Here is a 25,331-nt window from a genome sequence, read left to right as displayed (position 1 = left end):
CATCCCGAGCGCAGCGAGGGACCTTTCGTGGCGCCAACCAAAGGTCCCTCGCCTGCGGCTCGGGATGACAATGGTTTCGCGTTCGACAGGCATGCGCCCATGAAAACCGGCGGTCTTGTTTCCGTCGCGGCCGCCGCTCTGGTCGCGACGATCGCGGGCGTGGGCGGCACCTTGCCGGTCGTGCTGGCCGCTGCGCAGGCGGTGGGCGCGACGCCCGATCAGGCCAGTTCCTGGGTCTCGGGGCTCGGCCTCGCCACGGCGGCGAGCGCGCTGCTGCTCAGCGTGCGGTACCGCATGCCGATCATCACCGCCTGGTCGACGCCGGGCGCAGCGCTGATCGCCTCGACGTCCGGCGTGCCGAGCTTCGCGGCGGCGGTCGGCGCCTTCGTGCTGGCGGCGCTTCTGATCCTGCTGACCGCCGCGGTGAAGCCGCTCGGCCGGCTGATCGGGAAGATTCCGCCCAGCATTGCCGCGGCCATGCTGGCGGGCATCCTGCTGCGCCTCGTCATGGCGATGGTGGAGCATGTGCCCTCCGCGCCGCTACTGGTCCTGCCGTTGATCGCGTTGTTCCTGGTGGCGCGCGTCTTCTTTCCGGCTCTGGCCTCGCTGATCGTGCTGGCGGGCGGTGCGCTGCTCGCCTGGTCGCTCGGCCTCGTGAAGCCGCTGCCGTCGCTCGGCCTCTCGACCCTAGTCGTCACCGCTCCGGCATGGGACGTGGCGACGCTCGTTGGTCTCGGCGTGCCGCTCTATCTCGTCACCATGGCGTCGCAGAACCTGCCGGGCTTCGCGGTGCTGCGCGGCTCGGGCTACCCGCCGCCGACGCAGCCCATCCTGGCGGTGACGGGTGCGGCATCGCTGGGCACGGCGTTCCTGGGCGCCCACACGTCGAACCTTGCCGCGATCTCGGCGGCGCTATGCACCGGCCCCGACGCCCATCCCGATCCGGCGCAGCGCTGGAAGGCAGGGCCGTTCTATGCCTTGTTCTGGGGCGTGATCGCCCTGTTCGGGACCTCGCTGGTCGGGCTGTTCGGCGCGCTGCCACCGGCGCTGCTGGCCACCGTCGCCGGCACGGCGCTGCTGGGCTCGATGGCCGGCGCACTGGGGATCGCTCTGGCCGGCGACCAGGACCGTCTCGCTGCGGCGGGCACGCTGGCGGTCACCGTCTCGGGCGTCACGCTGATGGGCGTCGGCTCGGCCTTCTGGGGCCTCGTCTTCGGGCTGCTGATCCTCGGGGTCGACCGCCTCACGAAGGCGAAGCGCTAGCAGGCTGCTGAACGGGTTTTTGCAGGTACCAGACGGCCAGCGTCGACCCGTAAACGGTACCAGGATACCCCGTTCTGGGGTGCGACTCTCGTTTCGTCTGTTTCGTTTATTTCGTTTGTTGCGTTTGCGCTCCCGGGCAATGCCCGTCCGGGAAGCGTGCGGCATAGGCTTCGAGCGGCAGGTCGAGGGCGCGGCAGAGGAAGCTGATCGTGTGGTAGTAGCCCACCAGCGCGATCACTTCGATTATCTGCGCCTCGTCGAAGTGGGCGGCGAGGGCGCTCCATGCCGTGTCGCCGATCGTGCGGCGGTCGACCAGATCGTCGACGGTGGCCAGCAGCACCCGTTCGTCGGCCGACCAGCAGGCGGCATCGGCCGGACCGTGGACTGTCGCGGCGATCCTTTCCGCGTCGAAGCCGACCTTTTCCGCGAAGAAGGCGATGTGGACGCCCCATTCATACTCGGCCCCAAGCCGTGCCGTCGTGCGATCGATCACGACCTCGCGCTGGCGCAGCGAGAGCGCACCCTTCTCGAGCAGACCGCCAGCAAACATCTTCCCGAAGACGCGCGGGTTCCGCGCCATCGTCCGGAACAGGACCAGCGGCGCCACGCCCGGGGGCATGGTGCGCGCCAGAGCGACTGCAATCTCGGGCGGGTAGGGCTCTTCGGCGGGAGCGATGCGGGGCATGGAAGGTCTCCAGGCGGGTTGCTACATATTCCGTAGCAACGGGAAATGTGTACCGCTACAGAAAATGTAGTAACGGAGTGTAATAGATGGTGAAGCGCGTGCGCGGCTCGACGACCGGCCGCCCGATCATGGCGCTGCTCGACCTGCTGGGCCGGCGCTGGACCCTGCGCATCGTCTGGGAGCTGCGCGAGGAGCCCAGGCGGTTCCGCGAGCTGCAGGATCTAATTGGCGCCAGCCCGACCATCGTGAACACACGGCTCGCCGAATTGCGCGAGGCGAAGCTGGTCGAACTCGACCAGGCGGTTGGCTACCGGCTCACGGCGCTGGGCAACGAGTTGCTGCGGCTGTTCCTGCCGCTGCACGTCTGGTCGGAGAAGTGGGCGAAGGCGACGGCCTAGCCTTCGCCCTCTCTACTTCAGGAAGGGATTGTCGCTGCCGCGGCCCTTGCGGCGGGGCGGGAAACTCTCGGCGAGATAGTCGAGGATCTCCGAGCGCTCCTCGGCCTTGATCGGCGGCATGCGATGCTTCTCCAGCATCAGATCGATGGTCGAATCCCAGAGGTCGCGCGTCAGCCCCTGCGCCTTGATCAGCGCGACGCCGTGGCAGGCCGTGCACGTATAGAACGTCAGCTCGCGGTTCTTGCCCTCGGGCAGGTCCTCGACCTTGTCGTTGTGCGGCGGCGGCTTGCCCTTGTCGGGGTCGACAGCGGCTGGTGCCACCGCCGCCACCTTGGGCGCCGGCGGCACGTAGACATACTTGTCCCTGTGCAGCTCGCCGGCGCGATCGAAGGCGAGCAGCACGAACGTCGCCGTCAGGCCGAGGACGGCGGCGTGTATCACATTGACCTTGCTCAAGATTCGACGAGCACGCGGATGCGGTTGATCGGATTGGCGCCGTAGCCTTGCGGGTTCCAGTTGGCGGCCTGGAAGGGCTGGGTCACGCCCTTGCTGTCGGTCGCCTTGGCCCAGACCTCGTAGTAGCCCGTGGTCGGCAGCTCGACCGAGGCGCTGAAGTTCTGCCAGGCATACTTGTTGGCCGGCGCGTCGACCTTCGCGGGCTTCCACGTGACACCGTAGTCGGTCGAGATGTCGACGGTCTTGATGTCGAAGTCGCCGGCCCAGGCATGGCCGCGCAGGTCGAGCTTGCGCGAGGTGAGGCGCGTGCCGTCGGCGGGGAAGGTGATGACCGAGCGGACGGGCATCGATTCCAGGATCGCCATGTCCTTGTCGTTGCCCTTGCTGCCGGGGACGATCGGCGTCTTCGGCACCCGGTAGGAGAAACCGCCCATGCCGGGACCGTCATGTTCCTTGTCGCGGATCCAGATCCGGTTCAGCCACTTGGTCGACACCGAGGCGGGCCAGCCCGGGACCACGAGGCGCACTGGCGCGCCATGGATCAGCGGCAGGTCCTGGCCGTTGAGCTTGAAGGCGATCAGCGTGTGTTCCTCCATCGCCTTGGCGATCGGCACGCCGCGCGAGATGGTGGGCTTGTCGGTTTCGCCGGCCAGGGTCGGATCGGCGCCATAGGCACCGGTATAGACGGCGGACGGCTTCAGGCCGGCGGCCTTCAGCACGTCGGCCAGACGCACGCCGGTCCACATCGGACAGCCCGCGCCGCCGTTGGTCCACTGGTTGCCGCGCGCCTCGGGGGAGAAGAAGGAGCGGCCGTTGCCGCCGCATTCCAGCATCAGCTGGTAGGTGACGGCGGGAAACCTGGTCATCAGGTCGCCGACCGTGATCTCCAGCGGCGTGTTGACCTCGCCGTCGATCTTGACCTTCCACGCCTTGGGATCGCCCGTGATGTCGGGCACCTGTCCGTTGTTGCGGATGAAGAGCTTGTTGGTCGGGGTGACGTTGTCGTCGAGCAGATCGGCCTGCGTCTCGGCGACGAGCGGCTTGTCACCCAGCACAGCGAGCTTCGCCTTGCCGTCCATTTCCAGCAGCTTCGGCCCCTTGGCGGCCGCCGGGGCGCCCTGCGCCTGAGCCGCGCCGCCACCGGGCAGAGAAGCACCCAGAGATGCACCGACAGTGGCCATACCGACCCCCTTCAGCACATTACGGCGTGACGCCTTGGACGTTCCGGAACGTAGCATTTTTTCCTCCCTGAGGAGGTTTTCTTAGCTCAAACTTTCTGCCGCGTCAGCCATCCCGACAGGATCAGGGCACAGGCCGCGACCGTGACGATGATGGTGGCGAGCACGTTGATCTGGGGATCGACGCCCAGACGCACGCTGGAATAGACGCGCATCGGCAGGGTCTGCGACTGCGCACCGGCAACGAACTGGGTCAGGATCAGATCGTCCAGCGACAAGGTGAAGGCGAGCAGCCAGCCCGAGCCGACGGCCGGCGCGATCAGCGGTAGGGTGATGGTGCGGAAGGTCACCCAGGGCGTGGCGCCGAGATCCATCGCCGCCTCTTCCAGCGCGCGGTCGAAGTCGGAGAGACGGGCCTGCACGACGATCGCCACGAAGGCGATCGAGAAGGTCGTGTGGGCGATTGCGATGGTAAGGAAGCCGCGGTCCGGGCCACCGAAGAGCCTTTCCGAGCCGACGAACAGCAGCAGCATCGAGATGCCCATGACGACTTCCGGCATCACCATGGGCGCCACCACGAGGCTGCCGAACAGGGTGCGCCCGGGAAAGCGCGGTGCGCGCACCAGCGCGTAGCCGGCGGCGAGCCCGAGCAGGGCCGCGCCGGTCGCGCTGACCAGCGCGATGCGCAGCGACAGCCACGCGGCCTGCAGCATCGCCTCGTTGGCGAACAGCGCGTGCCACCATTTCAGCGAAAAGCCCGACCAGACGGTGACGAGGCGCGAGTCGTTGAACGAATAGACGATCACCAGCGCGATCGGCAGGTAGAGGAACGCGTAGCCGAAGGCCAGCATGCCGAAGGCGAAGCGGGCGCGGCCCCTCATGCGCGGCCCCTCATGCAAAGACGCTCATGTGCGCCGCTCCAGGCTGCGTGACTGGTTGCGCTGGAAGAGCGCGATCGGGCCGACCAGCAGCACCAGCAGGCAGACCGCGACCGCCGAGGCCAGCGGCCAGTCGCCGTTGGTGAAGAACTCGTCCCACAGGACCTTGCCGATCATCAGCGTCTCGGTGCCGCCCAGCAGGTCGGGGATCACGAATTCGCCGACCGCCGGGATGAACACCAGCAGGCAGCCGGCGACGATGCCGGGCAGAGACAGCGGCAGGGTGACGGTCAGGAAAGTCGCGAAGGGCCTTGCGCCAAGATCGGCCGCGGCTTCGAGCAGGCTGTCGTCGAGCTTCTCCAGGGTGGCGTAGAGCGGCAGCACCATGAAGGGCAGGTAGGCGTAGACGATGCCGAGATGGACCGCCCATTCGGTACCGAGGATGGTACCGGGGTTCGACGCGAGGCCGGTCCAGCGCAGGAACTGCTCGATCAGGCCGTTGTCGGCCAGCAGGCCCATCCAGGCATAGATGCGGATCAGGAACGAGGTCCAGAAGGGCAGGACGACCAGCATCAGCAGCAGCGGACGCCGGTTGGGCGCGGCGCGTGCGATGGCATAGGCCATGGGATAGCCCAGCAGCAGCGCGACCAGGGTCGAGGTCGCGGCGATGCGCAGGGAGGAGAGCCAGGCCGCCAGATAGAGATCGTCGGAGAAGAGGAGCGCGAAGCTCTTGAAGCTGAGGCCCAGGTCGACCGGCGGCACCGAGTCGGGCGCGTAGGTCCCCAGCGAGATGGCCAGCACCAGGAGGCAGGGCAGCAGGAAGAAGATCCCGAGCCACAGGAACGGGAGCCCGATGACGAAGCGCATCGCCTAGGCCTCCAGCCTCTGGCCGGCCTCGTCGGCCCAGCCCAGCCAGACGGGCTGGCCGCGCGCGAAGGCTTCGCCGGCGCTCCGGCTGGTGTTGGTCGTCGAGACGGTCATCATGCCGTGGCCGTCGGTCTCGACGCGATAGAGCGAGCGGTCGCCCTCATAGGCGATGTCGACGATCCGGCCGGCAACGGTCTGCGGCAGGGCGGGCCGGTCGGCTGAGAGCGTGATCTTCTCCGGGCGCAGCGCGATCCAGCCCCCACAGGGCGAGTCGAGGATGTTGGCGATGCCGATGAAGTCGGCCACGAAGCGCGAGGCCGGGTGCTCGTAGACCTCGTGCGGCGTGCCGATCTGGGCGATGCGGCCGGCGTTCATCACGGCCAGCCGCGTCGCCATGGACATCGCCTCTTCCTGGTCGTGGGTCACCATGACGAAGGTGAGGCCGAGCTGCTCCTGCAGGCGCACCATCTCGAAGCGCGTGCCCTCGCGCAGCTTGCGGTCGAGCGCGGCCAGCGGCTCGTCGAGCAGCAGCAGCTTGGGCCGCTTCACCAGCGCCCGCGCCAGCGCCACCCGCTGACGCTGGCCGCCGGAAAGCTGCGACGGCTTGCGCTTCGCATGGTCCTGCAAATGCACAAGCGTCAGGATCTCCGCCACCCGCGCGGCGATCTCGGGCGCCTTCACCCCGTCGCGGCGCAGCCCGTATCCCACGTTGGCCGCCACATCCATGTGCGGGAACAGGGCGTAGGACTGGAACATCATGTTCACCGGCCGCCGGTAGGGCGGCACGTCGGTCATGTCCTGGCCGTCGATGAACAGCCGTCCTTCGTCGGGCGTCTCGAAGCCGGCCAGCATGCGCAGCAGGGTGGTCTTGCCGCAGCCCGAGCCGCCCAGCAGCGCGAACAGCTCGCCGCGCGCGATCTCGAGATCGACGCGGTCTACGGCGACGATCGGCCCGAAGCGTCTGGTCAGTCCCTCGATGCGTACGATCGGTCCTGAATCCAATTCAACGACCCGTCTTGATGGTCGTCCACAGCCGCGTGCGCTCGCGGACCTGCTCCCCGGTGCCGGCGGTGATGGTGTAGAACTTCGCGCGCACCTCGGCTGGCGGATAGATCAGCGGGTTCTCCGAGATGTCCTTGGGCAGCAGCGTGAAGGCGGCCTTGTTGCCGTTGGCGTAGCCGGTGAGTTCGGTCGAGGCCGCTGCGACCTTGGCCTCCAGCATGAAGTCGAGGAAGCGATAGGCATTGGCCGGGTTGGGCGCGTCCTTCGGAATCGCGACCACGTCGATCCAGAGCTGCGAGCCTTCCTTCGGGATCGAATACTCGATGTCGACCTTGCTGGCGGCCTTGGCGCCGCGATCGCGCGCCTGAAAGATGTCGCCGGAAAAGCCGAAGGCGAGGCAGATGTTCCCGCCGGCCAGCGCGTTGATGTACTCCGACGAATGGAACTTGCGGACGTAGGGCCGCACCGCCTTCACGACGTCGGCGGCTTTGGCGAGATCCTCGGGCTTCTTCGAATCGGGATCGAGGCCGAGATACTTGAGCGCCGCCGGCAGCACGTCGGTGGCGCTGTCGAGCAGCATGACGCCGCAATCCTGGAACTTCGAGACGACCGCCGGATCGAAGATCATGCGCAGCGAATCGACCGGTGCATCGGGCAGGCGCTTTTTGATTTCGGCGACGTTGTAGCCGATGCCCGTCGTGCCCCACATCCACGGCACGCCATGGGCGTTGCCCGGATCGTACTTGGCCAAGGCCGTCATGATCTCGGGATCGAGGTTCTTCCAGTTCTTCAGCTTCGCCTTGTCGAGGGGCAGGAAGATGTTGGCCTGGAGCTGGCGCACGAAGAACGGCGAGGCCGTCGGCACGACGATGTCGTAGCCGGATTTGCCGGTGCGCAGCTTGGCGTCGAGGATCTCGTTGCTGTCGTAGGTCGTGTAGTTGACCTTGATGCCGGTATCCTTGGCGAAGTCCTTGACCTGGTCTTCGGCAATGTAATCCGACCAGTTGTAGACGTTGACCGAGCCCTGTGCGGTGGCGGGACCGGCAGCGGCGAGGATGAGCAACGAGGCAACGGCAAGCAGACGCATCGGCAACTCCGCAGGATCAAACGCCAAGATACCTGTGCTGCAGGTCCTTGTCCCCGGCCAGGGCCTGGGACGAGCCGACCCAGACGACCCGGCCCTTCTCGACGATGTGGTGGCGGTCGGCCAGCGGGATCAGGGCCGACACGTTCTTGTCGATGACCAGGATCGCCTGACCATCGTTCTTCAGCCGGCCGAGGCAGGACCAGATTTCCTGCCGGATCAGCGGTGCTAGCCCCTCGGTCGCTTCGTCGAGGATCAGGAGCTTGGGGTTGGTCATCAGGGCGCGTCCGATCGCCAGCATCTGCTGCTCGCCGCCCGAGAGCTGGTTGCCCATGTTGCGCTGGCGCTCGGCCAGTCGCGGGAAGAACTCGAAGACCCGCGCGATGGTCCACGGGCTTGGCCGCGCCGTGCGGTTGGCGCTGGCGGCCAAAAGGTTCTCGCGCACCGAGAGGTTGGGGAAGATCTGGCGTCCCTCGGGCACCAGCCCGAGGCCGAGCCGGGCGATGCGGAAGGCGGGCAGCCCCTCGACCCGGACGCCCTCGAACTCGACCGCGCCGCGGCGCGCCGGCAGCAGGCCCATAATCGTGTGCACGGTGGTCGTCTTGCCCATGCCGTTGCGGCCCATCAGGGTCACGACCTCGCCGGCATCGACGCGCAGTTCCATGCCGAACAGCGCCTGGCTGGGACCGTAGAAGGCGTCGAGTTCGCGGACCTTCAGCATCAGGCCATCTCCTCGCCGAGATAGGCCTGGCGTACGTCCTTGTTCGCCCGGATCTGATCGGGCGTGCCGCTGGCAATAGCGCGGCCATAGACCAGGACGGTGATGCGGTCGGCGAGCTGGAACACCGCGTCCATGTCGTGCTCGATCAGCAGCATGGCGTGCTTCTGCTTCAGCGCCTGGAGGAAGCCGATCAGCCGCTGGCTCTCCTCGACGCCCATGCCGGCCATCGGCTCATCGAGCAGCAGCAGGCGCGGATCGCCGGCCAGCGCCATGGCGATCTCGAGCTGGCGTTGCTCGCCGTGGCTAAGGGACGCGGCGAGGGTGTCGGCGCGCTCGCCCAGCCCGACCTCTTCGAGCAGGCGGCGGGCGGGGCCGCGCAGCCTCTCGTCTTGGCGGGCATCGACCAGGAAGCGGAAGGAGTGGCCGGCATGGCCCTGCACCGCGAGGGCCACGTTCTCCAGCGCCGTGAACTCGCGCAGCACTGAGGTGATCTGGAAGGAGCGGCCGAGCCCCAGCCGCACACGCGCATGGGTCGGCAGGCGGGTGACGTCGCGACCGGCGAAATGGATGGCACCGGAATCGGGAGCGACCACGCCGGTGAGCTGATGGATCAGGGTGGTCTTGCCGGCGCCGTTCGGGCCGATCAGCGCGTGAATCTCGCCCGGCCGGACGTCGATCGACACATTGTCGGTGGCCAGCAGGCCGCCATAGCGCTTCACGAGCCCCTCGGTGCGCAGCAGGGGGTCAGTCATGGCGGCGCCCCAGCAAGGAATCGATGCCGCCGCGCGCGTAGAGCGCGATCAGGACCAGCAGCGGGCCGAACACGATCATCCAATATTCGCCCCATCCCTTGTGGGCGAGGTTGAGGATCGGCGGCAGCGCCTCCTCCAGCACGAAGAAGGCGATGGTGCCGTAGAGCGGGCCGAACAGCGTGCCCATGCCGCCCAGCACGACGATGACGATCAAGTCGCCCGACTTCATCCACGACATCATCGCGGGCGAAATGTAGGCACCCTCGTTGGCGAGCAGGATGCCGGCGAGGCCGCCGAACGCGCCGGAGATCGTGAACGCCGCCAGCCGGTAGCGGAACACCGGGAAGCCCAGCGCGGTCATGCGAAGCTCGTTCGACTTGGCGCCGCGGATCACCAGGCCGAAGCGGGAGTTGGCGTAGCGGCCGCAGAACCACAGGCTGGCGCAGAGAAGGGCGAAGCACAGCCAGTAGAAGTTCGCCTTGTCGCGCAGGTCGATCAGGCCGGGGAAGCGGCTGCGGCTGATGTTGAGCCCGTCGTCTCCGCCATAGGCTTCGAGCCCGCTGCCCACATAGTAGACGAGCTGGGCGAAGGCGAGCGTGATCATGATGAAGTAGAGGCCGCGGGTTCGCAGCGACAGCGCGCCGATCACGACGGCCCAGGCGGTGGCCGCGAGCAGGGCGACGGGCCACTGGATCCAGCCGCTGGAGATACCGTGGGCGGACAGGATGCCGACCGCATAGCCGCCGATGCCGAAGAACATCGCATGGCCAAAGCTGACCAGCCCGCCATAGCCCAGGATCATGTTGAGGCTGACCGCGGCGATCGACCAGATGACGATGCGCGTGCCGATCGACAGGAGATAGCGCTGGTCGAAGGCCTGGGTGAGCAGCGGCAGGGCTGCCAGCACCACGAGGATCAGGGCCGTCGCGATCCCGCGCGGCGTGCGGAGAGCGGCCATCATGTGCGCTGGCCGAACAGGCCGGTCGGTCGCCACACCAGCACCACGGCCATCAGCACGTAGACCATCACCTGGGAGATGGCGGGCGCGGCGCTCGAGGCGGCGCTGGAGCTCATGAAGGTCTTGAGGATGTCGGGCAGGAAGGCGCGGCCCACGATGTCGATCTGGCCGACCACCATGGCGGCGATGAAGGCGCCCTTGATCGAGCCGATGCCGCCGATGACGATGATCACGAGGGCCAGGATCAGGATGTCGTCACCCATGCCGATCCGCACCGAGGCGATAGGGGCGGACATCAGCCCGGCCAGGCCCGCGAACACCGCGCCGAGGCCGAAGACCAGGCTGAACAGGAGCTCGATGTTGACGCCCAGCGCGCCGATCATGCGGCGGTTCGAGGCGCCGGCGCGGATCAGCATGCCGAGCCGCGTGCGCGCCACCAGCCAGGCCAGCAGGATCGCCACGAGCGCGCCCACCACGATGATGGCGAAGCGGTAGGCCGGGTAGGGCACGCCCGGCAGGATCTCGATGGTGCGGTTCAGGAAGCCCGGCACCGCGATGCTCTTGCCGGCGGGGCCCCAGAGCGCGCGCACCAGCTCGTTGAAGAAGAGGATCAGGCCGAAGGTCGCCAGCACCTGGGTGAGATGGTCGCGCGCGTAGAGCTTTCGGATCACCACGGCCTCGACGACCACGCCCAGCAGGAAAGTCGCGGGCAGCGCAAGCAGTGCGCCCAGCACGAAGGAATCGGTGACGCCGATCAGGGTCCAGGCGATGTAGGCGCCCATCATGTAGAGCGAGCCGTGCGCCAGGTTGACCAGGTCCATGATGCCCAAGGTCAGGGTCAGGCCGGCGGCGAGCAGGAACATCAGCAGGCCGAGCTGCACGCCGTTCAGCACCTGGAGCAGCAGATAGTCCATCTATTCCGTCACGCTCTCAAACAAAACGGGAGCGCGTTGCCGCGCTCCCAATAGTCTTCCTCCCCATTCAAATGGGGAGGAACATGATCCCTACTTCATCGGGCATTTTTCGGCGAAGGGATCGACCGCGTCCTTAACGGCGGTGGCGATGGTCTTCACCGTCATCATGCCCTGCGGGTCCTTGACCGTTTCTTGGATGTAGAAATTCTCGATCGGGAAGTTGTTGTTGCCGAACTTGAAGTCGCCCCGCACCGACTTGAAGTTGGCCTTCTTCATTTCGGCCCGGACCTTGTCCTTGTTCGACAGGTCACCCTTCAGCGCCTCGGCGGCCGAGGCCATCAGCATGATCGCGTCGTAGCTCTGCGCGCCGTAGTAGGACGGGTAGGTGCCGTGCTTCTTCTTGAAGTCCTCGACGTACTTCTTGTTGGCCTCGTTCGGCAGGTCGTTGACCCATTCCTGGGCGCCCAGCGTGCCCAGAGCGAGGTCACCCTGCTGCGGCAGGGTGATCGCGTCGATCGAGAACACCTGGTAGAGCGGCACCGTCTTGTTGAGGCCCGACTGCGCCCACTGTTTCACGAACTGAACGCCGTGCGCGCCGGGATAGAAGATGAAGATGCCGTCCGGCTTGGCGGCGGCGATCTTGGTCATCTCGGCCGAAAAGTCGAGCTGGTCGGGCCACTTGGTGAAGTCTTCGCTGACGATCTTGCCCTTGTAGGTGCGCTTCACGCCCGCGAGCATGTCCTTGCCGGCGGCGTAGTTGGGGCCGACCAGGTAGAGGCTCTTCACGCCCTTGGTGTTGAGATACTCGCCCATCGCCATCGGCGTCTGGTCGTTCTGCCACGAGGTCGAGAAGAAGTTCTTGTTGCAGAGCTCGCCCGCGATCTGCGAGGGGCCGGCATTGGCCGAGATCAGGATCGTGTCGCCCTCGTCGACCACGGTCTTGTAGGAGGCCAGCAGCACGTTCGACCAGATGTAGCCCGCGATGAAGTTCACCTTGTCCTGCTGGACGAGCTTCTCGGAGCGCGCCTTGCCGACGTCCGGCTTGAACTGGTCGTCCTCGTAGACGATCTCGAAGGGCTTGCCGCCCATCTTGCCGCCGAGATGCTCCTTGGCGAGTTCGACCGAGCGGCGCATGTCCTCGCCGATCGCAGCCTGGGGGCCGGAAAAGGTGCTGACGAAACCAACCTTGATCGGGCTCTGTGCCATCGCCGGCAGGCCGACCGCCATCGCCGCCGCAAGTGTTGCGGTCCCCATCAATTTGTTCTTCATGAGCCGTCGCTCCCTGTTTTCCGTTGGCGGCTATAAAAGCGGAAAATGCAGGGTCCAACAATCGCTTAATGGACGGTCGCCGAGGCTCTCAGCGTAGCGAGGGGCAGGGTTGCCGTGGCGGCGATGTCGGCCGGGGCACCATCGAGGATCGCCCAGGCAAATCCGGTCCCGGCCGCCTCGCGGCAGCTCGCACTCGCCACGATGGTGACCTCGCCGTCGCGCGGCGCGCTTCGGCCGAACTGCTCCAGCCGCGAGGCGACGTTCACCGCTTCGCCGATCGCGGTGTAATCGACCCGGCCGGCAAAGCCGATATTGCCGACCAGCACCGTGCCGGTGTGCAGGCCGATGCGCATGCGGCAGGCGTGCAGGCCACGCGCCCGGCGTTCGATGTTGAATGTCTCGACCTCCTTGGCGACCGCCAGGGCGCCCTGGCAGGCGATCCGGGCGTGGTCGGGGATCGAATCGGGCGCGCCCCAGAAGGCCATGAGCCCGTCGCCGATATACTTGTCGATGGTGCCACCGCTCGCCTCGATGGCCGGGCCGATGCGCGACAGGAGATCGTTCAGGTAGGCCGCCGTTTCGGCGGCCGGACGGTCGCGCGCGTAGGCGCTGTAGCCCTCGAGGTCGCTGAACAGGATGGTGACGGCACGATCCTCGTTGACCGGCAGGCTGCCTTGCTGCGCGGTCAGCCGTGCCACGAGGGCGCGGGGCAGGTAGGTCGCCGAGAGTTCGAGGCCGCGGGCCATGCGTTCGAAGGCATGGTTTGCACGGCTGATCTCGCGTACGCGGCTCCTAGGCAGGGTGGGCACGTTGTCGAGGTCGAGATGTTCGACGGCGCTCGCCGCGCCGGCGAGCGCCAGGATGGGCTCTGCCAGGCGCCTGCCGAGATAGATCGCCGCCAGCCCGGTAAGGATCATCAGCACGCCGCCGGCGATCAGGATGCTGCGCACGATCCAGCGCGCCCACGCCGATTCGCGGCCGGCTTCGTGATAGCCCACGATCAACTCGGCCGGCGCGTAGGCCTCGACGTTGCGCCGTATCCAGGCGAAGGAGCGCTCGCCAACCCAGTTCCAATGGCCTTCGACGCGGGCATCGGGCCGGTCCCATGACAGCGGATTGGGATCGGGCGCCCAGACGGAAGCGAGCACGGGATCGCCGACTTCCTCCAATGTGACCAGACGGGTCTGGCTCCAATGTGACCAGACGGGTCTGGGCGCGGGCATCGCCGTTCAGCGTCTTTGCGAGCTTGGGATGGGCCAGGACCTCGTTTCGGCCGGCCAGGATGAACGGCGTGCGCTCGCCGGTTAGCTCGATCTCTTTCAGGAAGCGCGACAGGTCGGTCGTGCCGATCGCCGCGCCGATGACGCCGCGGAACTCGCCGCGCACGCGCACCGGCACGATGATCGGCAGGATCGGCTCACCCACGACGAACGACCAGACGGGCTCTCCCCAGCCGGGACCGTCCATGGTGCGCGCTCGGTCCAGAAGCGCCTCGGCCCCGCGCACGTTCTCGCGCCGCTCGGGCCGCATGGTCCGGTCGGCGCGGACGAAGCGCGTGGGCTCGCCCTCCACCGGCAGCACGACGAAGCCGACGGTCTGCGGCACCGCCGCCAGCGTGCCCAGCGCGAAGATGCGCCACTGCTCGCGGTCGTCGAAATCGACCTCGCCGCGGGCGATGGCTTCGCTGAGATAGGTGAGCTGGTTCTGCACCGGCCTCAGATGCGCCTCTAGCCGGCGCTCGATCAGGTCGATCGTCACTTCGGCGCGCTGCAGGGAGGAGGCGTCGAGATTGCTCTGCGCGGCCAACCAGGCGACGACGATCACCGGTGCGATGGAGACGAAGACCAGGCCGACCATCAACGCCGGCAACAGGCGCGCGATCGGCCAGCCGGGCGTCTCGGAGTTCTTCGGAAGCACCATGGACGCTCATGCTTCCACGAAGCCGCGACGAAAAAGTGGCGGGCTAGGTGCGAGGCCTACACAATAACTTGATTATCCTGCGGGGCGGTGTCGCGTCCCATCCAGCAGGTCCGGCCTTCGACGCGGGCTTTGAGGGCGAGGGCCGAGAAGCCCTGCCTGGACCAGAAGCGGAGTGCGTCCCTGTTCATGCGGTTGAGGCCGACGTGAAACGACAGTGCGCCGCGCGCGCCCGCCGCTGACAACCAGGTTCCAAGAAGCAACGATCCGACGCCACGCCGCTGCAGGCGGGGCAGCAGGTTCATGTGCAGGTGCGCGGGAAAGCGCGCGACGATCTCGACCGGCGTTGGGGCGGGATGGTGGATCATCGACGCGCGGCGCTGGTCGGCGGTTTGCCTGTCGGGAGGTACGTCGACCGGATCGGCGTAGCGTCGGCGGAGAGGGGGCCACCATTCGCGCTCCAGTCTCTCTTCCCAGGCGGCGGTGTCGACGACACCGGCGACGAAGCCCGCAACGCCGTCACGATCCTCCGCGATCAAGGTGAGGCCGGGTTCGAGCAAGGCATAGGGCGCGATGTAGATGTGCCCCATCATCTTCGAGTCGCGATAGAGGTGCGAGGCATCGCCACCGGCATGACCCGTCGCAAGTGAGATCGCGTAGCAGGCGTCGAGGTCGCCTGCGTTGAAAGGTCGGATCTGCGGAGCGTCGCTCACTGGATCGACGGGAGGAAGTCGGGCTGGAAGCCGCCCTCTCTTGTCGGGACGACCGGCATACACCTAACCCCGCAGCTTGAAGCGCTGGATCTTGCCGGTGGCGGTCTTGGGCAGCTCGGGGACGTATTCGACCCAGCGCGGATACTTGTACGGCGCGAGCGTCTTCTTGCAGTGGGCCATCAGCGCGTCGGTCAGCGCGGCGCCAGCGTCGCCCTGCTGCTTCAGCACGACGATCGCCCTGGGCTTGATGAGACCCTGCTCATCGGCATGGCCGATGACCGCGGCTTCGAGGATCGCGGGGTAGCCCACCAGACAGTTCTCGATCTCGACCGGCGAGCACCAGATGCCGCCGACCTTCAGCATGTCGTCGCTGCGGCCCTCGTAGATGAAATACCCGTCTTCGTCCTCGCGATAGGTATCGCCGGTGTTGAGCCAGCCGTTGACCATCGTCTCGGCCGTCTTCTCGGGCTTGTTCCAGTAATACTTCGCCGCCGACTCCGACTTGATCCACAGGCGGCCGCTTTCGCCCTTCGCTACCGGGTCCCCGTTCTCGTCGAGGATGCGGACCTCGTAACCCGGCACCGGCTTGCCACTGGTCCCTGGCCGAAAATCGTCGAGCCGGTTGCCGATGAAGATGTGGAGCGCCTCGGTCGAACCGATGCCGTCGAGGATGGTCGTGCCGGTCTGTTCCTTCCAGCGGCGGAACATGTCGCCGGGCAGGGCTTCTCCCGCCGAGACGCAGGCGCGCAGGCTGGAGAGGTCGCGCCTGGTGGTTTCGAGGGCGGCGAGCTGCGCGGCATAGAGCGTCGGCACGCCGTAGAAGATCGTAGGCTTGAAGGTCTCGATGTTGGAGAAGGTGGTGTCCGGTGTCGGCCGGCGATCGTCGAGGACGGCAGTGCCGCCGACCCACAGCGGGAAGGTCATGCCGTTGCCGAGGCCATAGGCGAAGAAGAGCTTGGCGGCGGAATAGCTGATGTCCTGCTCGGTGACGCCCAGCACCCGCACGCCATAGAGTTCGCTGGTGACCACCATGTCACGCTGCGCGTGGACCGCGCCCTTGGGACGGCCGGTCGAGCCCGAAGAATAGAGCCAGAAGCAATCATCCTCCGGGGCGGCAAGCCGGGCCTCGAGCGTCGGCGAGGCCTTGCCCATCTCGGCCAGGAAGGCGTCGACCGTCATCGCCTTCGGCGCCTTTTCCGCGAGCTGCTTAAGTGCCGGCTCGATTTCACCGGTGAACTCCGATGAATAGGCGACGAGTCGACAGCCCGAGTCCTCGATCATGTAGGCATAGTCGGATGCCCGCAGCAGGGTGTTGGGCGGTACCGGCACGATGCCCGCCTTGATGGCTCCCCAGAACAGATAGAAGAAGGCCGGACAGTCCTTGACGACCATCAGCAGCCGGTCGCCGGGTTTCAGCCCGAACGCGAGCAGCGCGTTGCCCGTCCGATTCACCCGCTCCGCGAGCGCTGCATAGGTCACCGTCTCTTCACGCGTCAGGATCGCGGCCTTTGCGCCCCGGCCTTCCAGGGGGTGACGGTCGATGAAGGGCACCGCCGCATTGAAGCGGGCTGGGAGTTCGACCGTGTGGGTGGAAGAGAAGGAAATGCCTGACGAAAGCGCCATGTCGGGGACCCGGTGAGGATTCTGAACCTCTTCGATACTGATCAGGCGAGAGTCTCGCAACGCTTCCGACCCGTTCGGCGTTGTCTGGCCGCAAACTCCAGGACGGATCTTCCATGAAGCAAGGCGTCGTTTTTGTTCTCGCTTCCGCAATGTTGCTGACTGCCGTAACTGCGGCACATATCGTCGCCCCGTTGCCTGACGGAGCCCCTTTACGGTCGTCCGCCAAGGCAGCGACGGCTTCCGACCCTGCACCACAGGCCATGAAGCCTGTCGTGGAAACTTCGGGCGTCAGACCGCCCATGGAAGCTCGCCAGGCGCCGGTTCCCCTGCATATGCGAGAACGACCGCCCGTGATCGTCCCCCAAACGGCCGAAGGCGGCGCGGTTGCAATGCCGGCACTGGCGGCCGGGACCGACGTCGAGGGCGGCAGCTTCGCGAAAAGCGCCATCGAGGCGGACGGTTACAGATCGGTGAAGAACCTGGTGGCAGGCTCCGACGGAACCTGGCGAGCCCGTGCCTTGAGAGGACAGGTCGAAGTGGTTCTGACCGTCGACCGAGAGGGCCGCGTCTCGACTGAATAAGTTTTCTCGCAACCTTCTGCGTGCCACTGCGTTGTGTAGTTGCGGCCTTCGACGGCTACAGTAGCCGTCCCTCTCCCCCGAGGGGCTGCAGGAACCCGCCCTGACCATGTCAGGGCGGGTTTTCCTTCTTTCATTCCCCTCAAAAACGAACCCGCCCAGGTTACTGGGCGGGCTCTTTGCGGCATTGGCGACGTATCCTAGAAGCGCAGGGTCACACCGCGATCGGTGGCAACAGACAGGCCATCACCGGCCTTGGCCAATGGTTGAGCCGGAACGGGCCTGATGCTTATGGAGGCGGCAGGCGCTCCCTGCCGAACCAGCTCCTGCTTGACCGCGTTGGCATAGTCGGCACGTCCCTCGATACGTATGGGCGACTGCTTCGCTGCGTCGGCAGCGGACCGCACGGTCTCCATGGCCGACAGAGGGACGCGATCCGCGGTGCTCCCCATGAACACCAGATGATCCGACCTGACGACGGGCGCCGTCAGCGGGGCGGAGGCGAGGTTCTGAGCGATGGCAGACAGCGGCATCAAAGTGAGGCCGCCAATGACCAGGGCGATGCTGAGCTTTTGCATGATCAGGGCTCCTTTGTTCGTAACGGAGCAACGCAAAAGTCACAGTGAAAGTTTCCTGCGAAACCAGCGCAACGACGTTCTTCCCACCGCGCCGGACCGAGCTTACGTCGTCGGATTTGTCGCTGCGTTGCCGTGGCGTCCTGCAGTATGGTGGCGCACTCTCGCAATAAGACGAAGGAGGCTGGTCATGTCGGAAGAGCGTAAGAAGGTGCTGCAGCGTTTCCAGGAGCGGCTTGCCCATCTCGAATCGGGCGCCGTCGCCGGCCCGGCGCACTGGCACCTGTTTCACCTCCACAATGCGCTGAACGCACTTCCCGACGATCACTCGGCCGCCAACCTGCATCTCAACGAGTTCGACCGCGCCGACCTTGCCAAGGAATTTCCGGAGATGGAGGCGGACAAGGCTCCCACGGTTTCCGAAATCCGCTCCCGCTTCGATATGGTTGCGGGCGGAATGCTCTAACGGAGTTTACGTCAGGCCTGTTTGCCCATGCCCTCGTCGCGCCAGTCGCGGCGCATGCGTTCGATCTCGGTCTCGTTCGGCAGGTAGGCGGGCGCGTCCGGGTCGAATGTCTTCCAGCCCTCTTTACGCCACGTCGCGGCGCGCGCGCCGATGTCGGTGGGGCGGTGAATCGACAACAGACCTTCGATGCGCCCCACCTCGTCATCGGGAACGCGCACGGTGACGAGTGTGCCGCCACGCCGGACGGCTTCTGACAGGACGGCGGCTTCTTCCTGATCGACGCCGGCGCCGATCAGGGCGCCCACCAGGCCGCCGGTTGCAACGCCGGCCGCAGCCCCCACCGCCATCGCCCCTAGCCAGCCCACAGCAACGACGGGGCCGAGGCCGGGGATCGCCAGGAGCCCAAGACCCGCCAGCAGGCCGGCGCCTCCGCCCAAGACACCGCCAATTCCGGCACCTGCGGCTGTATCAGCGACATGGTCGACGTGCCCGTGTTCGGCGCTGACATGCTTATTTGCGATCAAACTCACGTCGGATGAAGGGATGCCCGCCTTTTCGACCGCTTCCACTGCCGCGCGAGCCTGCGCGTAGCTGTCATAGGATCGGTTCACCGTCTTCATGGGATTCTCCCTTTTGAGCAGATGCAACAAGGCGGCGCATGACCGGTTCCCTGGAACGAGTCCGAGCTATTCCCCCGCGATGGGCGTAGATGCGCTCTTCTGGGGAGCGGATGCACTAGCCTCTGAATTAGGAAGCGTGCTGGAGCCAGCGTGAGCAAAAATCGCCAGCATGATGCAACTTTGGTCGATCTGTTCGGTTGCTTACGCAGAGATTAAAAGACGGGCTGGAACATGCGTATCGTACCGATTGCAGTAATCATTGCCGCGCTGGCGTTCGGTCAGGCGGCCATGGCACGGGATATCGTCTCTTCGGATATCTATCCGTCGAGCTACCCGATGGTGCGCGCCACCGCCTACATGGGCGATCTGATTCGCGAACGCAGCGGCGGTCGTCTCGTCCTGTCGAACCTGGGCGCCGGCGACCAGGAATCAGAGAATTACACGCTGGGCCAGCTCCGCAACGGCACCCTCGACATGGCGCGGATCAGTCTCAACACGTTGAATAGCGCCGTACCGGCCAGCGTCGTGCTCACGCTGCCCTACCTGTTCCGCTCGACCGAGCACGAGCGGAAGGTGCTCGACGGACAGATCGGCGAGGAAATCCTGGCTTCGCTCGAGAGCGCGGGCGTGATCGGCCTGTGCTTCTACGATAGCGGGCCGAAATCGACTTATGGCGTGAAGCCGATCCGCAAGCCGGCCGACTTGCGCGGCATGAAGTACCGCGTCCAGGCGTCCTCCAACTGGTCGCGGATGGTGCGTGCCTTGGGCGCCCAGGCCGTCGCCATGCCTCAGTCCAGGGTTGCGACCGCCATGCGTGCAGGGGTCGTCGACCTGGCCGACGGAACCTGGTCGTCCTTCGTTGCCCTGGAACATCATCGCGTGGCGAAGCACTTCAGCCTCACGGAGCATGCGAGGCCGCCGAGTGTCCTGCTTTTCTCCCGGCTGATCTGGGAGACGCTGTCGAGCGAAGACAGGGTGATCATCCGCACTTCCGCGCGCGATTCGGTCGACTTCTACCGGCGGCTGCGGGAAGAACATGAGGCATCGGCGCGTCGTGTGGCCGAAGCGGCAGGTGTCCTGACCGTGAGTGACATCGACTATGAGGGCTTTGCCTCGGCGCTGGTGCCGCTGCATGCCACCGCCGTTTCAGACACGAGGCTCAGGGCGATGATCGAGCGCATCAAGGCCGAGGGGGCACCCTAGCGACGGTCGACGAGGAAGCGAGCGCGCCTCCGTTGAATTGATAGCTCACAGCTTGGGATCGGCCAGGGAGAGGATCGGCTGCATTTTGCACTGGTGCCGGCCCTCGCGAAGCTGCGCGGCTAACAGGCATCGGTCGTGCCACGCGAGCTTGCGGCGGGACTGACGCCAGGCGCGGTCATTGTGCCCGTCGTTCTTTCTGCTCAACCGGAAGAGGTTCGAGGGTGATCCGCCGAACTCATTTCCACGCTTTGTGCTGCGTTGATATTTACAGACAACTCGCAACCCCCTAAGTCATACATTCTGCGGTTGCAGTAAGAAGACAACTCGGGGGAGAAACATGTCTATTGGAAAGACAGCGATGACCGCTGCTCTGATGGTGGGGCTTGCGGGTTGTGCGGGACGTGCACCGGCGCCTGTCGCCGTGGTGCAAGCGCAGGATCGCTACATGGACTGCGCCGCGATCAATGCCGAGGTGCAGGCAAACAACAAGCGAATTTCGGAACTGGGATCGGAAGAGGGCAAGAAGGTTGCCCAGAACGTGATCGTTGGCGCTGCCGGCGTCCTCATTCCGATATTGTGGTTCGGAATGGATTTCCAGAATGCCGCTGGCAAGGAAGTCGCTGCGCTGCAGTCGCGTCAGCAATATCTCGCGACGTTGGCCGAGCAACGATGTGGCGCCGTCGTGCCCGTCCCGATCCAGTCGATCCCGGACGTGCCCCCGGTCCCGTCCGCACCTGCGCCTGTCGCCGCCCCTGTTCCGTCCGAGCCAGTCCCCGCCGTGGTGCCGGTGGCAGCACCTGTACCGGCTCCCCGCGAACTGGACTGCATCGACCCTGATGGTTCGAAGATGCGCGTCGTGGCCACTGCGTGTCCGCCACCTTCGACGCCGGCACCGTAAAGGTGCGCCCGCGAGAGGGCGCCCGGTGCGCGCCTCTCGCGGGCCGCCTTACTTCAGCGCGTTGCGCAGCGGTTCCTCGGAAAGCTGCATGAGCCCGCCGAACGGCAAACCGAGTTCCAGGATCAGGTAGAAGGCCGCGGACGCAGAGAGGATGCAAATCGCGATCACGATGAACAGGGTCGGATTGGGCGGTGCGGAAATGCTGAAGATACCGAAGATGAACATCAGCCATACGATCAGGACAATCAGGAACGTGTTCGAGATCGAATCGGTTGGCTGGGCGAACAGCGCAAGCTGCGCCTGCGCGAGATCGGAACTGACCTGGAGGGCGCGAGCCTGAAGCGCCCGCTGACGGGGGGAGTTGGGCTGCAGGTCCTGCAGCATGAACAGGACTTCCTCCTCGGGGGATTTGGCTTCGTCCAGATTGACGCCGCGCGCGATGGCCTGCTCGCGCCAGATCGAATCGATCATCGGCTGAATCTCGGCGCGCAGGGCCTTCCGCACCGGTTGCGCTTCCGGCCCGTAGTGCTTCAGCACCCGGTCGAGTTCGGTGATATCGGCCGTGAGGCGGCTGACCAGGGCGCTCGTGCGTTCGAACGAGGTGCGGGTCGAGGCAAAGAGCAGGGCGAGTACGAGGGCCGACATCGTCGCCACCAGGGCGATCGAGAGCTTGATCACGTCCTTGGAATCGCCGCTGACGTGATGCTCGGGCAGGCGGGTCCGCAGGAGGACGCCGCCGATCGCACTGGCCATGATGCAGACGAAGGCGACCCCGGCAAACTGGATGGGACTCAAGGCTGGACCTCGCAACGTTGCGCTCTGAATATCAGGCTGCGCAACGTGCCTCACACCACCTATTGGGCGCAATGCGAAGAATTGCCCTTCATATGAGGTGAAGCGCCCTTCATGGGAGGGGTTCGCCACCGTCTGATCACAACCCGGATCGAGCCCGTTAAGGCAAAGTCGGATCTACCGCCAACCAGGGCGGCCTCAGAGCCTCTGTCACACCTAGAGGTTCCCTGGACCCGCCTGCGACCCAAGCGCAGGCGGGTTTTTCTTTCAGCGTCTTCTAATTGAACCGCACGTATTCGAAGTCGCCCGGCTGGTTGTTGATCCCGCGGGCCGGCGGGGCGATCCAGTGCGCGAACTTGCCGGGCTGCGTGACCGCGGCGCCCATCAGCGAGGTGACGTAGGCGCGGTCCTCGTCGGTCGGCAGCCACCTGTCCTTGTTGGCATTCCATTCGGCTTCGGACAGGACCTTGCCGTCGGGAGAAACGCGCAGGCCGGCAAAGGCGCCGATCTGGCGGTCGAAGGCGCGGTGCGGCAGGGTCATCTCGAACGGGATGCCGGCACGCTCGATCGCCTTGTTCCAGCGCAGCACACCCTTGGCGCAGTCGTCGATGTAATCCTGGCGCAGCCGCTCGTTCAGTGCCTGCAGGGCGGGGACCGCCTTCTTCACGATGCGACCGTCCTCGACCGTCTCGATCTCGTAGGTCGCGTTGGTGAGCAGGTGGTCGTCGTCGATGCGGGTTTCGAGGAAGCGGCCTTTCACGCCCTGCGTGTAGTAGTTGGCCGCATTGGTCGAGGCTTCCTGGCCGAACAGGTCGAGCGACACCGAGAAGTGGAAGTTGAGATACTTCTGGATGGTCGGCAGGTCGATGGCGCCCAGGCTGCGCACGTCGTCGGTCCTGTGCTCCTTCATCAGCTCGCAGGTGCGCTGGAGGATGCGGCCGACGCCGGTCTCGCCCACGAACATGTGGTGGGCTTCCTCGGTCAGCATGAAGCGGCAGGAGCGGGCCAGCGGATCGAAGCCGGATTCGGCCAGCGAGGCGAGCTGGTACTTGCCGTCGCGGTCGGTGAAGTAGGTGAACATGAAGAAGGACAGCCAGTCCGGCGTGGCCTCGTTGAAGGCGCCCAGGATGCGCGGCTTGTCGGGATCGCCCGAGTGGCGCTCCAGCATCGCCTCGGCTTCCTCGCGGCCGTCGCGGCCGAAATAGGCGTGCAGCAGATAGACCATCGCCCAGAGATGGCGGCCTTCCTCGACGTTGATCTGGAACAGGTTGCGCAGGTCGTAGAGCGACGGCGCGGTCTTGCCGAGCAGGCGCTGCTGCTCGACCGAGGCCGGCTCGGTGTCGCCCTGCGTCACGATCAGGCGGCGCAGCGTCGAGCGCATTTCGCCGGGCACGTCCTGCCAGGCGGGCTTGCCCTTGTTGTCGCCGAAGGCGATCTGGCGGTTCGGATCGCGGTCGGCCAGGAAGATGCCCCAGCGATAGTCGGGCATCTTCACGTAGCCGAAGTTCGCCCAGCCGTTCGAGTCCGTGGAGATGGCGGTCCGCAGATAGACGTCGAAGGCCGAGGTGCCGTCGGGGCCCATGTCCTTCCACCAGTCGAGGAAGCGCGGCTGCCAGTTCTCCAGCGCGCGCTGCAGCCGGCGGTCCGACGAGAGATCGACGTTGTTGGGAATGAGCTGGCTGTAGTCGATGGCCATGTCTGCCTCCTTCGGTTCTGCTTGCCGGAGATCACCTCACCCTGAGGAGGCGCGAAGCGCCGTCTCGAAGGGTGGGAACGAGCACCTTGTCTGTTGCCCATCCTTCGAGACGCGCTTCTGCGAAGCGCTCCTCAGGATGAGGTTGGGGTAGTTCATCCCTTAAGCCCGCTTGCGGTCGTACTTGCTCTGCTTGCCCGTGCCGTAGAGTTTCAGCGCGCCTTCCGGGCCCGTCGCGTTGGGCCGCTGGAAGATCCAGTTCTGCCAGGCCGACAGGCGCGCGAAGATCTTGGTTTCCATCGTCTCGGGGCCGGGGAAGCGCAGGTTCGCCTCCATGCCGATCAGCCCGTCGGGCGAAAAGCCGGCGCGTTCCTCGACGGCGAGGCGCACCTCGTCTTCCCAGTCGATGTCGTCGGGCGTGAAGGTGACGAGGCCGGCCTCGTCGGCGGCGGCGGCATCCAGCGGTTCGCGGGCCTGGTCCTTCAGCGTGTCGACATGGCGGGGATCATTGAGAAAGCGCGTCGAGAGCCGCGTCAGCCCGTTGCCCATCGGGTAGGGGCCGAAATTCATGTCGGTGAGCCGTACTGTGGCGGCCGGCAGGTTCGAGCCCTCGAACACGCCGTCCAGCATGTATGAACGGTCCGCGGCCAGCGCGATCTCGAGCAGGGTGCCGGTGAAGCAGGAACCGGGCTCGATCAGCGCGATCAGGCTGCGCGAACTGACGTCGAGCCGCTTCAGGGTGCGCTTCCAGTAGAGCACGATCTCGCGCACCAGCCAGTCGTCGGCGTTCTGCGCGAGCAGCGCGTCATAGGCCTCGACCAGCGCCGCATCGCCCTGGCTGGTCAGCACCCAGGTGCCGATCTCGGTCTCGTTGAGGCGCAGATGCATCATCGCATCGTCGAACTCGCGGGCCAGTGCGAGCGGCCAGAAGGCGGCGCCGGCCGCGTGCACGTCTTCAGGCGGCGCGGAGGAGGGGCCGTTGAGGCGGAACTTCGCCGAACGGCCCTCACGGTCGATCTCGACGGTGAGGTTGGCGTAGCGGAGCGTGTCGCCCTCGATCTGCCGTTCCACCGTCGGCAGCGCGATGCCCTTGGCATCCTTGGGACGCGACGACTTCCCGGCGACCTCCTCGGCGATCTTCTGTGTCTGCTCCACCAGCTTCGAGGGCGGGATGAGCTGGTCAACGAGACGCCACTCGCGCGCCCGCTTGCCGCGCAGGCCCTCGGCCGTCGTGCAGAAGAAGTCGGCATGGTCGCGGCGCACCATGCGCTTGTCGACCAGGCGGGTCAGACCGCCGGTGCCCGGCAGCACCGCCAGCAGCGGCAGCTCGGGCAGCGACACCGCACTCGATCCGTCATCGGCCAGCAGGATCTGCTCGCAGGCCAGCGCCAGCTCGTAGCCGCCGCCGGCGGCGATGCCGTTGATCGAGCAGATGTAGGTCTGGCCGGAGTGGGTGCTGGCGTCTTCGATGGCCAGGCGCGTCTCGTTCGTGAACTTGCAGAAGTTGACCTTGTGATCGTGTGTCGAGAGGCCGAGCATGTTGATGTTGGCGCCGGAGCAGAAGATGCGGTCGCGCTGGCTGCGGATCACCACGGCGCCGATCTCGGGGTGCTCGAAGCGCAGGCGCTGCACGGCATCGGCCAGCTCGATGTCGACGCCGAGATCGTAGGAATTGAGCTTCAGCTTGTAGCCGGGCTTCAGGCCGCCTTCCTCGTTCACGTCCATCGTGAGATAGGCGACGCCGCTCTCGAACGCGAGCTTCCAGTGCTTGTAGCGCGAAGGGTCGGTGCGGAAGTCGATGGGCGCGGCGGCGGGGTCCATGGCGTTC

Annotated in this window: 27 protein-coding genes; 6 read left to right on the top strand and 21 right to left on the bottom strand. The window is 66.0% G+C overall.

What is annotated here, in order from left to right; genetic code table 11:
• The first annotated feature begins 99 nt into the window (after positions 1–99).
• Positions 100–1,263, top strand: coding sequence for a benzoate/H(+) symporter BenE family transporter (locus tag ACQY78_RS06915; protein ID WP_428684016.1), 1,164 nt, complete (start codon positions 100–102; stop codon positions 1,261–1,263).
• Positions 1,264–1,369: 106 nt separating this feature from the next.
• On the opposite strand, the gene ACQY78_RS06910 is transcribed toward ACQY78_RS06915, so the two are convergent.
• Positions 1,370–1,948 (bottom strand): carboxymuconolactone decarboxylase family protein, encoded by a 579-nt coding sequence (locus ACQY78_RS06910; RefSeq protein ID WP_428684014.1) that lies wholly within the window; start codon positions 1,946–1,948, stop codon positions 1,370–1,372.
• An 86-nt stretch (positions 1,949–2,034) separates the two neighbouring features.
• Between ACQY78_RS06910 and ACQY78_RS06905 the strand changes: the two genes are divergently transcribed.
• Complete coding sequence (locus ACQY78_RS06905) at positions 2,035–2,346, top strand: winged helix-turn-helix transcriptional regulator (RefSeq protein ID WP_428684012.1); 312 nt, start codon at positions 2,035–2,037, stop codon at positions 2,344–2,346.
• A 12-nt stretch (positions 2,347–2,358) separates the two neighbouring features.
• Here ACQY78_RS06905 and ACQY78_RS06900 read toward each other — a convergent pair whose 3' ends face one another.
• From ACQY78_RS06900 to ACQY78_RS06830, 15 genes are all read right to left on the bottom strand, one after another.
• Positions 2,359–2,802, bottom strand: coding sequence for a hypothetical protein (locus tag ACQY78_RS06900; RefSeq protein WP_428684010.1), 444 nt, complete (start codon positions 2,800–2,802; stop codon positions 2,359–2,361).
• Positions 2,799–3,983 (bottom strand): sulfite oxidase, encoded by a 1,185-nt coding sequence (locus tag ACQY78_RS06895; protein ID WP_428684008.1) that lies wholly within the window; start codon positions 3,981–3,983, stop codon positions 2,799–2,801. Before ACQY78_RS06895 ends, ACQY78_RS06900 begins: the two co-directional genes overlap by 4 nt.
• An 86-nt stretch (positions 3,984–4,069) precedes the next feature.
• The gene (locus ACQY78_RS06890; protein ID WP_428684006.1) at positions 4,070–4,861 is read right to left on the bottom strand and encodes an ABC transporter permease; all 792 of its coding nucleotides are present in this window, start codon (positions 4,859–4,861) and stop codon (positions 4,070–4,072) included.
• 24 nt (positions 4,862–4,885) lie between these two features.
• Positions 4,886–5,725, bottom strand: coding sequence for an ABC transporter permease subunit (locus tag ACQY78_RS06885; protein ID WP_428684004.1), 840 nt, complete (start codon positions 5,723–5,725; stop codon positions 4,886–4,888).
• 3 nt (positions 5,726–5,728) lie between these two features.
• Positions 5,729–6,727 carry an ABC transporter ATP-binding protein gene (locus tag ACQY78_RS06880; protein ID WP_428684002.1) on the bottom strand — a complete coding sequence of 333 codons (999 nt, stop codon included), beginning with the start codon at positions 6,725–6,727 and terminating at the stop codon, positions 5,729–5,731.
• A 1-nt stretch (position 6,728) separates the two neighbouring features.
• Positions 6,729–7,814 carry a polyamine ABC transporter substrate-binding protein gene (locus ACQY78_RS06875; RefSeq protein WP_428684000.1) on the bottom strand — a complete coding sequence of 362 codons (1,086 nt, stop codon included), beginning with the start codon at positions 7,812–7,814 and terminating at the stop codon, positions 6,729–6,731.
• Between the two features lie 16 nt (positions 7,815–7,830).
• Positions 7,831–8,532, bottom strand: a complete 702-nt coding sequence (locus ACQY78_RS06870) for an ABC transporter ATP-binding protein (RefSeq protein ID WP_428683998.1) — start codon at positions 8,530–8,532, stop codon at positions 7,831–7,833.
• Complete coding sequence (locus ACQY78_RS06865) at positions 8,532–9,284, bottom strand: ABC transporter ATP-binding protein (protein ID WP_428683996.1); 753 nt, start codon at positions 9,282–9,284, stop codon at positions 8,532–8,534. Before ACQY78_RS06865 ends, ACQY78_RS06870 begins: the two co-directional genes overlap by 1 nt.
• A complete protein-coding gene (locus tag ACQY78_RS06860; RefSeq protein WP_428686331.1) occupies positions 9,277–10,242 on the bottom strand; it encodes a branched-chain amino acid ABC transporter permease in 966 nt (321 codons plus the stop codon). The genes ACQY78_RS06865 and ACQY78_RS06860 overlap by 8 nt, the downstream gene beginning before the upstream one ends.
• Complete coding sequence (locus ACQY78_RS06855; protein WP_428683994.1) at positions 10,242–11,156, bottom strand: branched-chain amino acid ABC transporter permease; 915 nt, start codon at positions 11,154–11,156, stop codon at positions 10,242–10,244. The genes ACQY78_RS06860 and ACQY78_RS06855 overlap by 1 nt, the downstream gene beginning before the upstream one ends.
• Positions 11,157–11,246: 90 nt before the next feature.
• A complete protein-coding gene (locus ACQY78_RS06850; protein WP_428683992.1) occupies positions 11,247–12,425 on the bottom strand; it encodes an ABC transporter substrate-binding protein in 1,179 nt (392 codons plus the stop codon).
• A 65-nt stretch (positions 12,426–12,490) separates the two neighbouring features.
• Positions 12,491–13,171, bottom strand: coding sequence for an adenylate/guanylate cyclase domain-containing protein (locus ACQY78_RS06845; RefSeq protein WP_428686330.1), 681 nt, complete (start codon positions 13,169–13,171; stop codon positions 12,491–12,493).
• A gap of 46 nt (positions 13,172–13,217) precedes the next feature.
• Positions 13,218–14,345, bottom strand: coding sequence for a cache domain-containing protein (locus ACQY78_RS06840; RefSeq protein ID WP_428683990.1), 1,128 nt, complete (start codon positions 14,343–14,345; stop codon positions 13,218–13,220).
• A gap of 56 nt (positions 14,346–14,401) precedes the next feature.
• Positions 14,402–15,055: a GNAT family N-acetyltransferase gene (locus tag ACQY78_RS06835; protein ID WP_428683988.1), complete on the bottom strand. Its 654-nt coding sequence runs from the start codon at positions 15,053–15,055 to the stop codon at positions 14,402–14,404.
• 63 nt (positions 15,056–15,118) lie between these two features.
• Entirely contained in the window at positions 15,119–16,678 is a 1,560-nt protein-coding gene (locus ACQY78_RS06830; protein ID WP_428683986.1) for a benzoate-CoA ligase family protein, read from the bottom strand.
• A 113-nt stretch (positions 16,679–16,791) separates the two neighbouring features.
• Between ACQY78_RS06830 and ACQY78_RS06825 the strand changes: the two genes are divergently transcribed.
• Entirely contained in the window at positions 16,792–17,259 is a 468-nt protein-coding gene (locus tag ACQY78_RS06825; RefSeq protein WP_428683984.1) for a hypothetical protein, read from the top strand.
• 197 nt (positions 17,260–17,456) lie between these two features.
• Here the strand turns inward: ACQY78_RS06825 and ACQY78_RS06820 are convergent, their stop codons facing one another.
• Positions 17,457–17,834 (bottom strand): hypothetical protein, encoded by a 378-nt coding sequence (locus tag ACQY78_RS06820; RefSeq protein WP_428683982.1) that lies wholly within the window; start codon positions 17,832–17,834, stop codon positions 17,457–17,459.
• A 187-nt stretch (positions 17,835–18,021) separates the two neighbouring features.
• Here ACQY78_RS06820 and ACQY78_RS06815 point away from each other — a divergent pair, with 187 nt between their 5' ends.
• Positions 18,022–18,297, top strand: coding sequence for a hypothetical protein (locus ACQY78_RS06815; RefSeq protein ID WP_428683980.1), 276 nt, complete (start codon positions 18,022–18,024; stop codon positions 18,295–18,297).
• 11 nt (positions 18,298–18,308) lie between these two features.
• Here ACQY78_RS06815 and ACQY78_RS06810 read toward each other — a convergent pair whose 3' ends face one another.
• Positions 18,309–18,917 (bottom strand): hypothetical protein, encoded by a 609-nt coding sequence (locus ACQY78_RS06810; protein WP_428683978.1) that lies wholly within the window; start codon positions 18,915–18,917, stop codon positions 18,309–18,311.
• Positions 18,918–19,148: 231 nt separating this feature from the next.
• Here ACQY78_RS06810 and dctP point away from each other — a divergent pair, with 231 nt between their 5' ends.
• Together dctP and ACQY78_RS06800 are read left to right on the top strand one after the other, a co-directional pair.
• Positions 19,149–20,120 (top strand): TRAP transporter substrate-binding protein DctP, encoded by a 972-nt coding sequence (gene dctP, locus ACQY78_RS06805; RefSeq protein ID WP_428683976.1) that lies wholly within the window; start codon positions 19,149–19,151, stop codon positions 20,118–20,120.
• 358 nt (positions 20,121–20,478) lie between these two features.
• Positions 20,479–21,018: a hypothetical protein gene (locus ACQY78_RS06800; protein ID WP_428683974.1), complete on the top strand. Its 540-nt coding sequence runs from the start codon at positions 20,479–20,481 to the stop codon at positions 21,016–21,018.
• A 48-nt stretch (positions 21,019–21,066) separates the two neighbouring features.
• On the opposite strand, the gene ACQY78_RS06795 is transcribed toward ACQY78_RS06800, so the two are convergent.
• The 3 genes from ACQY78_RS06795 to boxC form a co-directional block, all read right to left on the bottom strand.
• On the bottom strand, positions 21,067–21,813 hold the full coding sequence (locus ACQY78_RS06795) for a hypothetical protein (RefSeq protein ID WP_428683972.1): 747 nt from the start codon (positions 21,811–21,813) through the stop codon (positions 21,067–21,069).
• A gap of 274 nt (positions 21,814–22,087) precedes the next feature.
• Positions 22,088–23,506: a benzoyl-CoA 2,3-epoxidase subunit BoxB gene (gene boxB, locus ACQY78_RS06790; RefSeq protein ID WP_428683970.1), complete on the bottom strand. Its 1,419-nt coding sequence runs from the start codon at positions 23,504–23,506 to the stop codon at positions 22,088–22,090.
• A gap of 159 nt (positions 23,507–23,665) precedes the next feature.
• Positions 23,666–25,324 carry a 2,3-epoxybenzoyl-CoA dihydrolase gene (gene boxC / locus ACQY78_RS06785; protein ID WP_428683968.1) on the bottom strand — a complete coding sequence of 553 codons (1,659 nt, stop codon included), beginning with the start codon at positions 25,322–25,324 and terminating at the stop codon, positions 23,666–23,668.
• Positions 25,325–25,331 lie beyond the last annotated feature (7 nt).

The sequence above is a fragment of the Reyranella sp. genome (genome assembly GCF_965279625.1).
Lineage (GTDB): Bacteria > Pseudomonadota > Alphaproteobacteria > Reyranellales > Reyranellaceae > Reyranella.
Note: the sequence above shows the minus strand (reverse complement) of the source record. Positions and strands in the feature narration are given on the sequence as shown.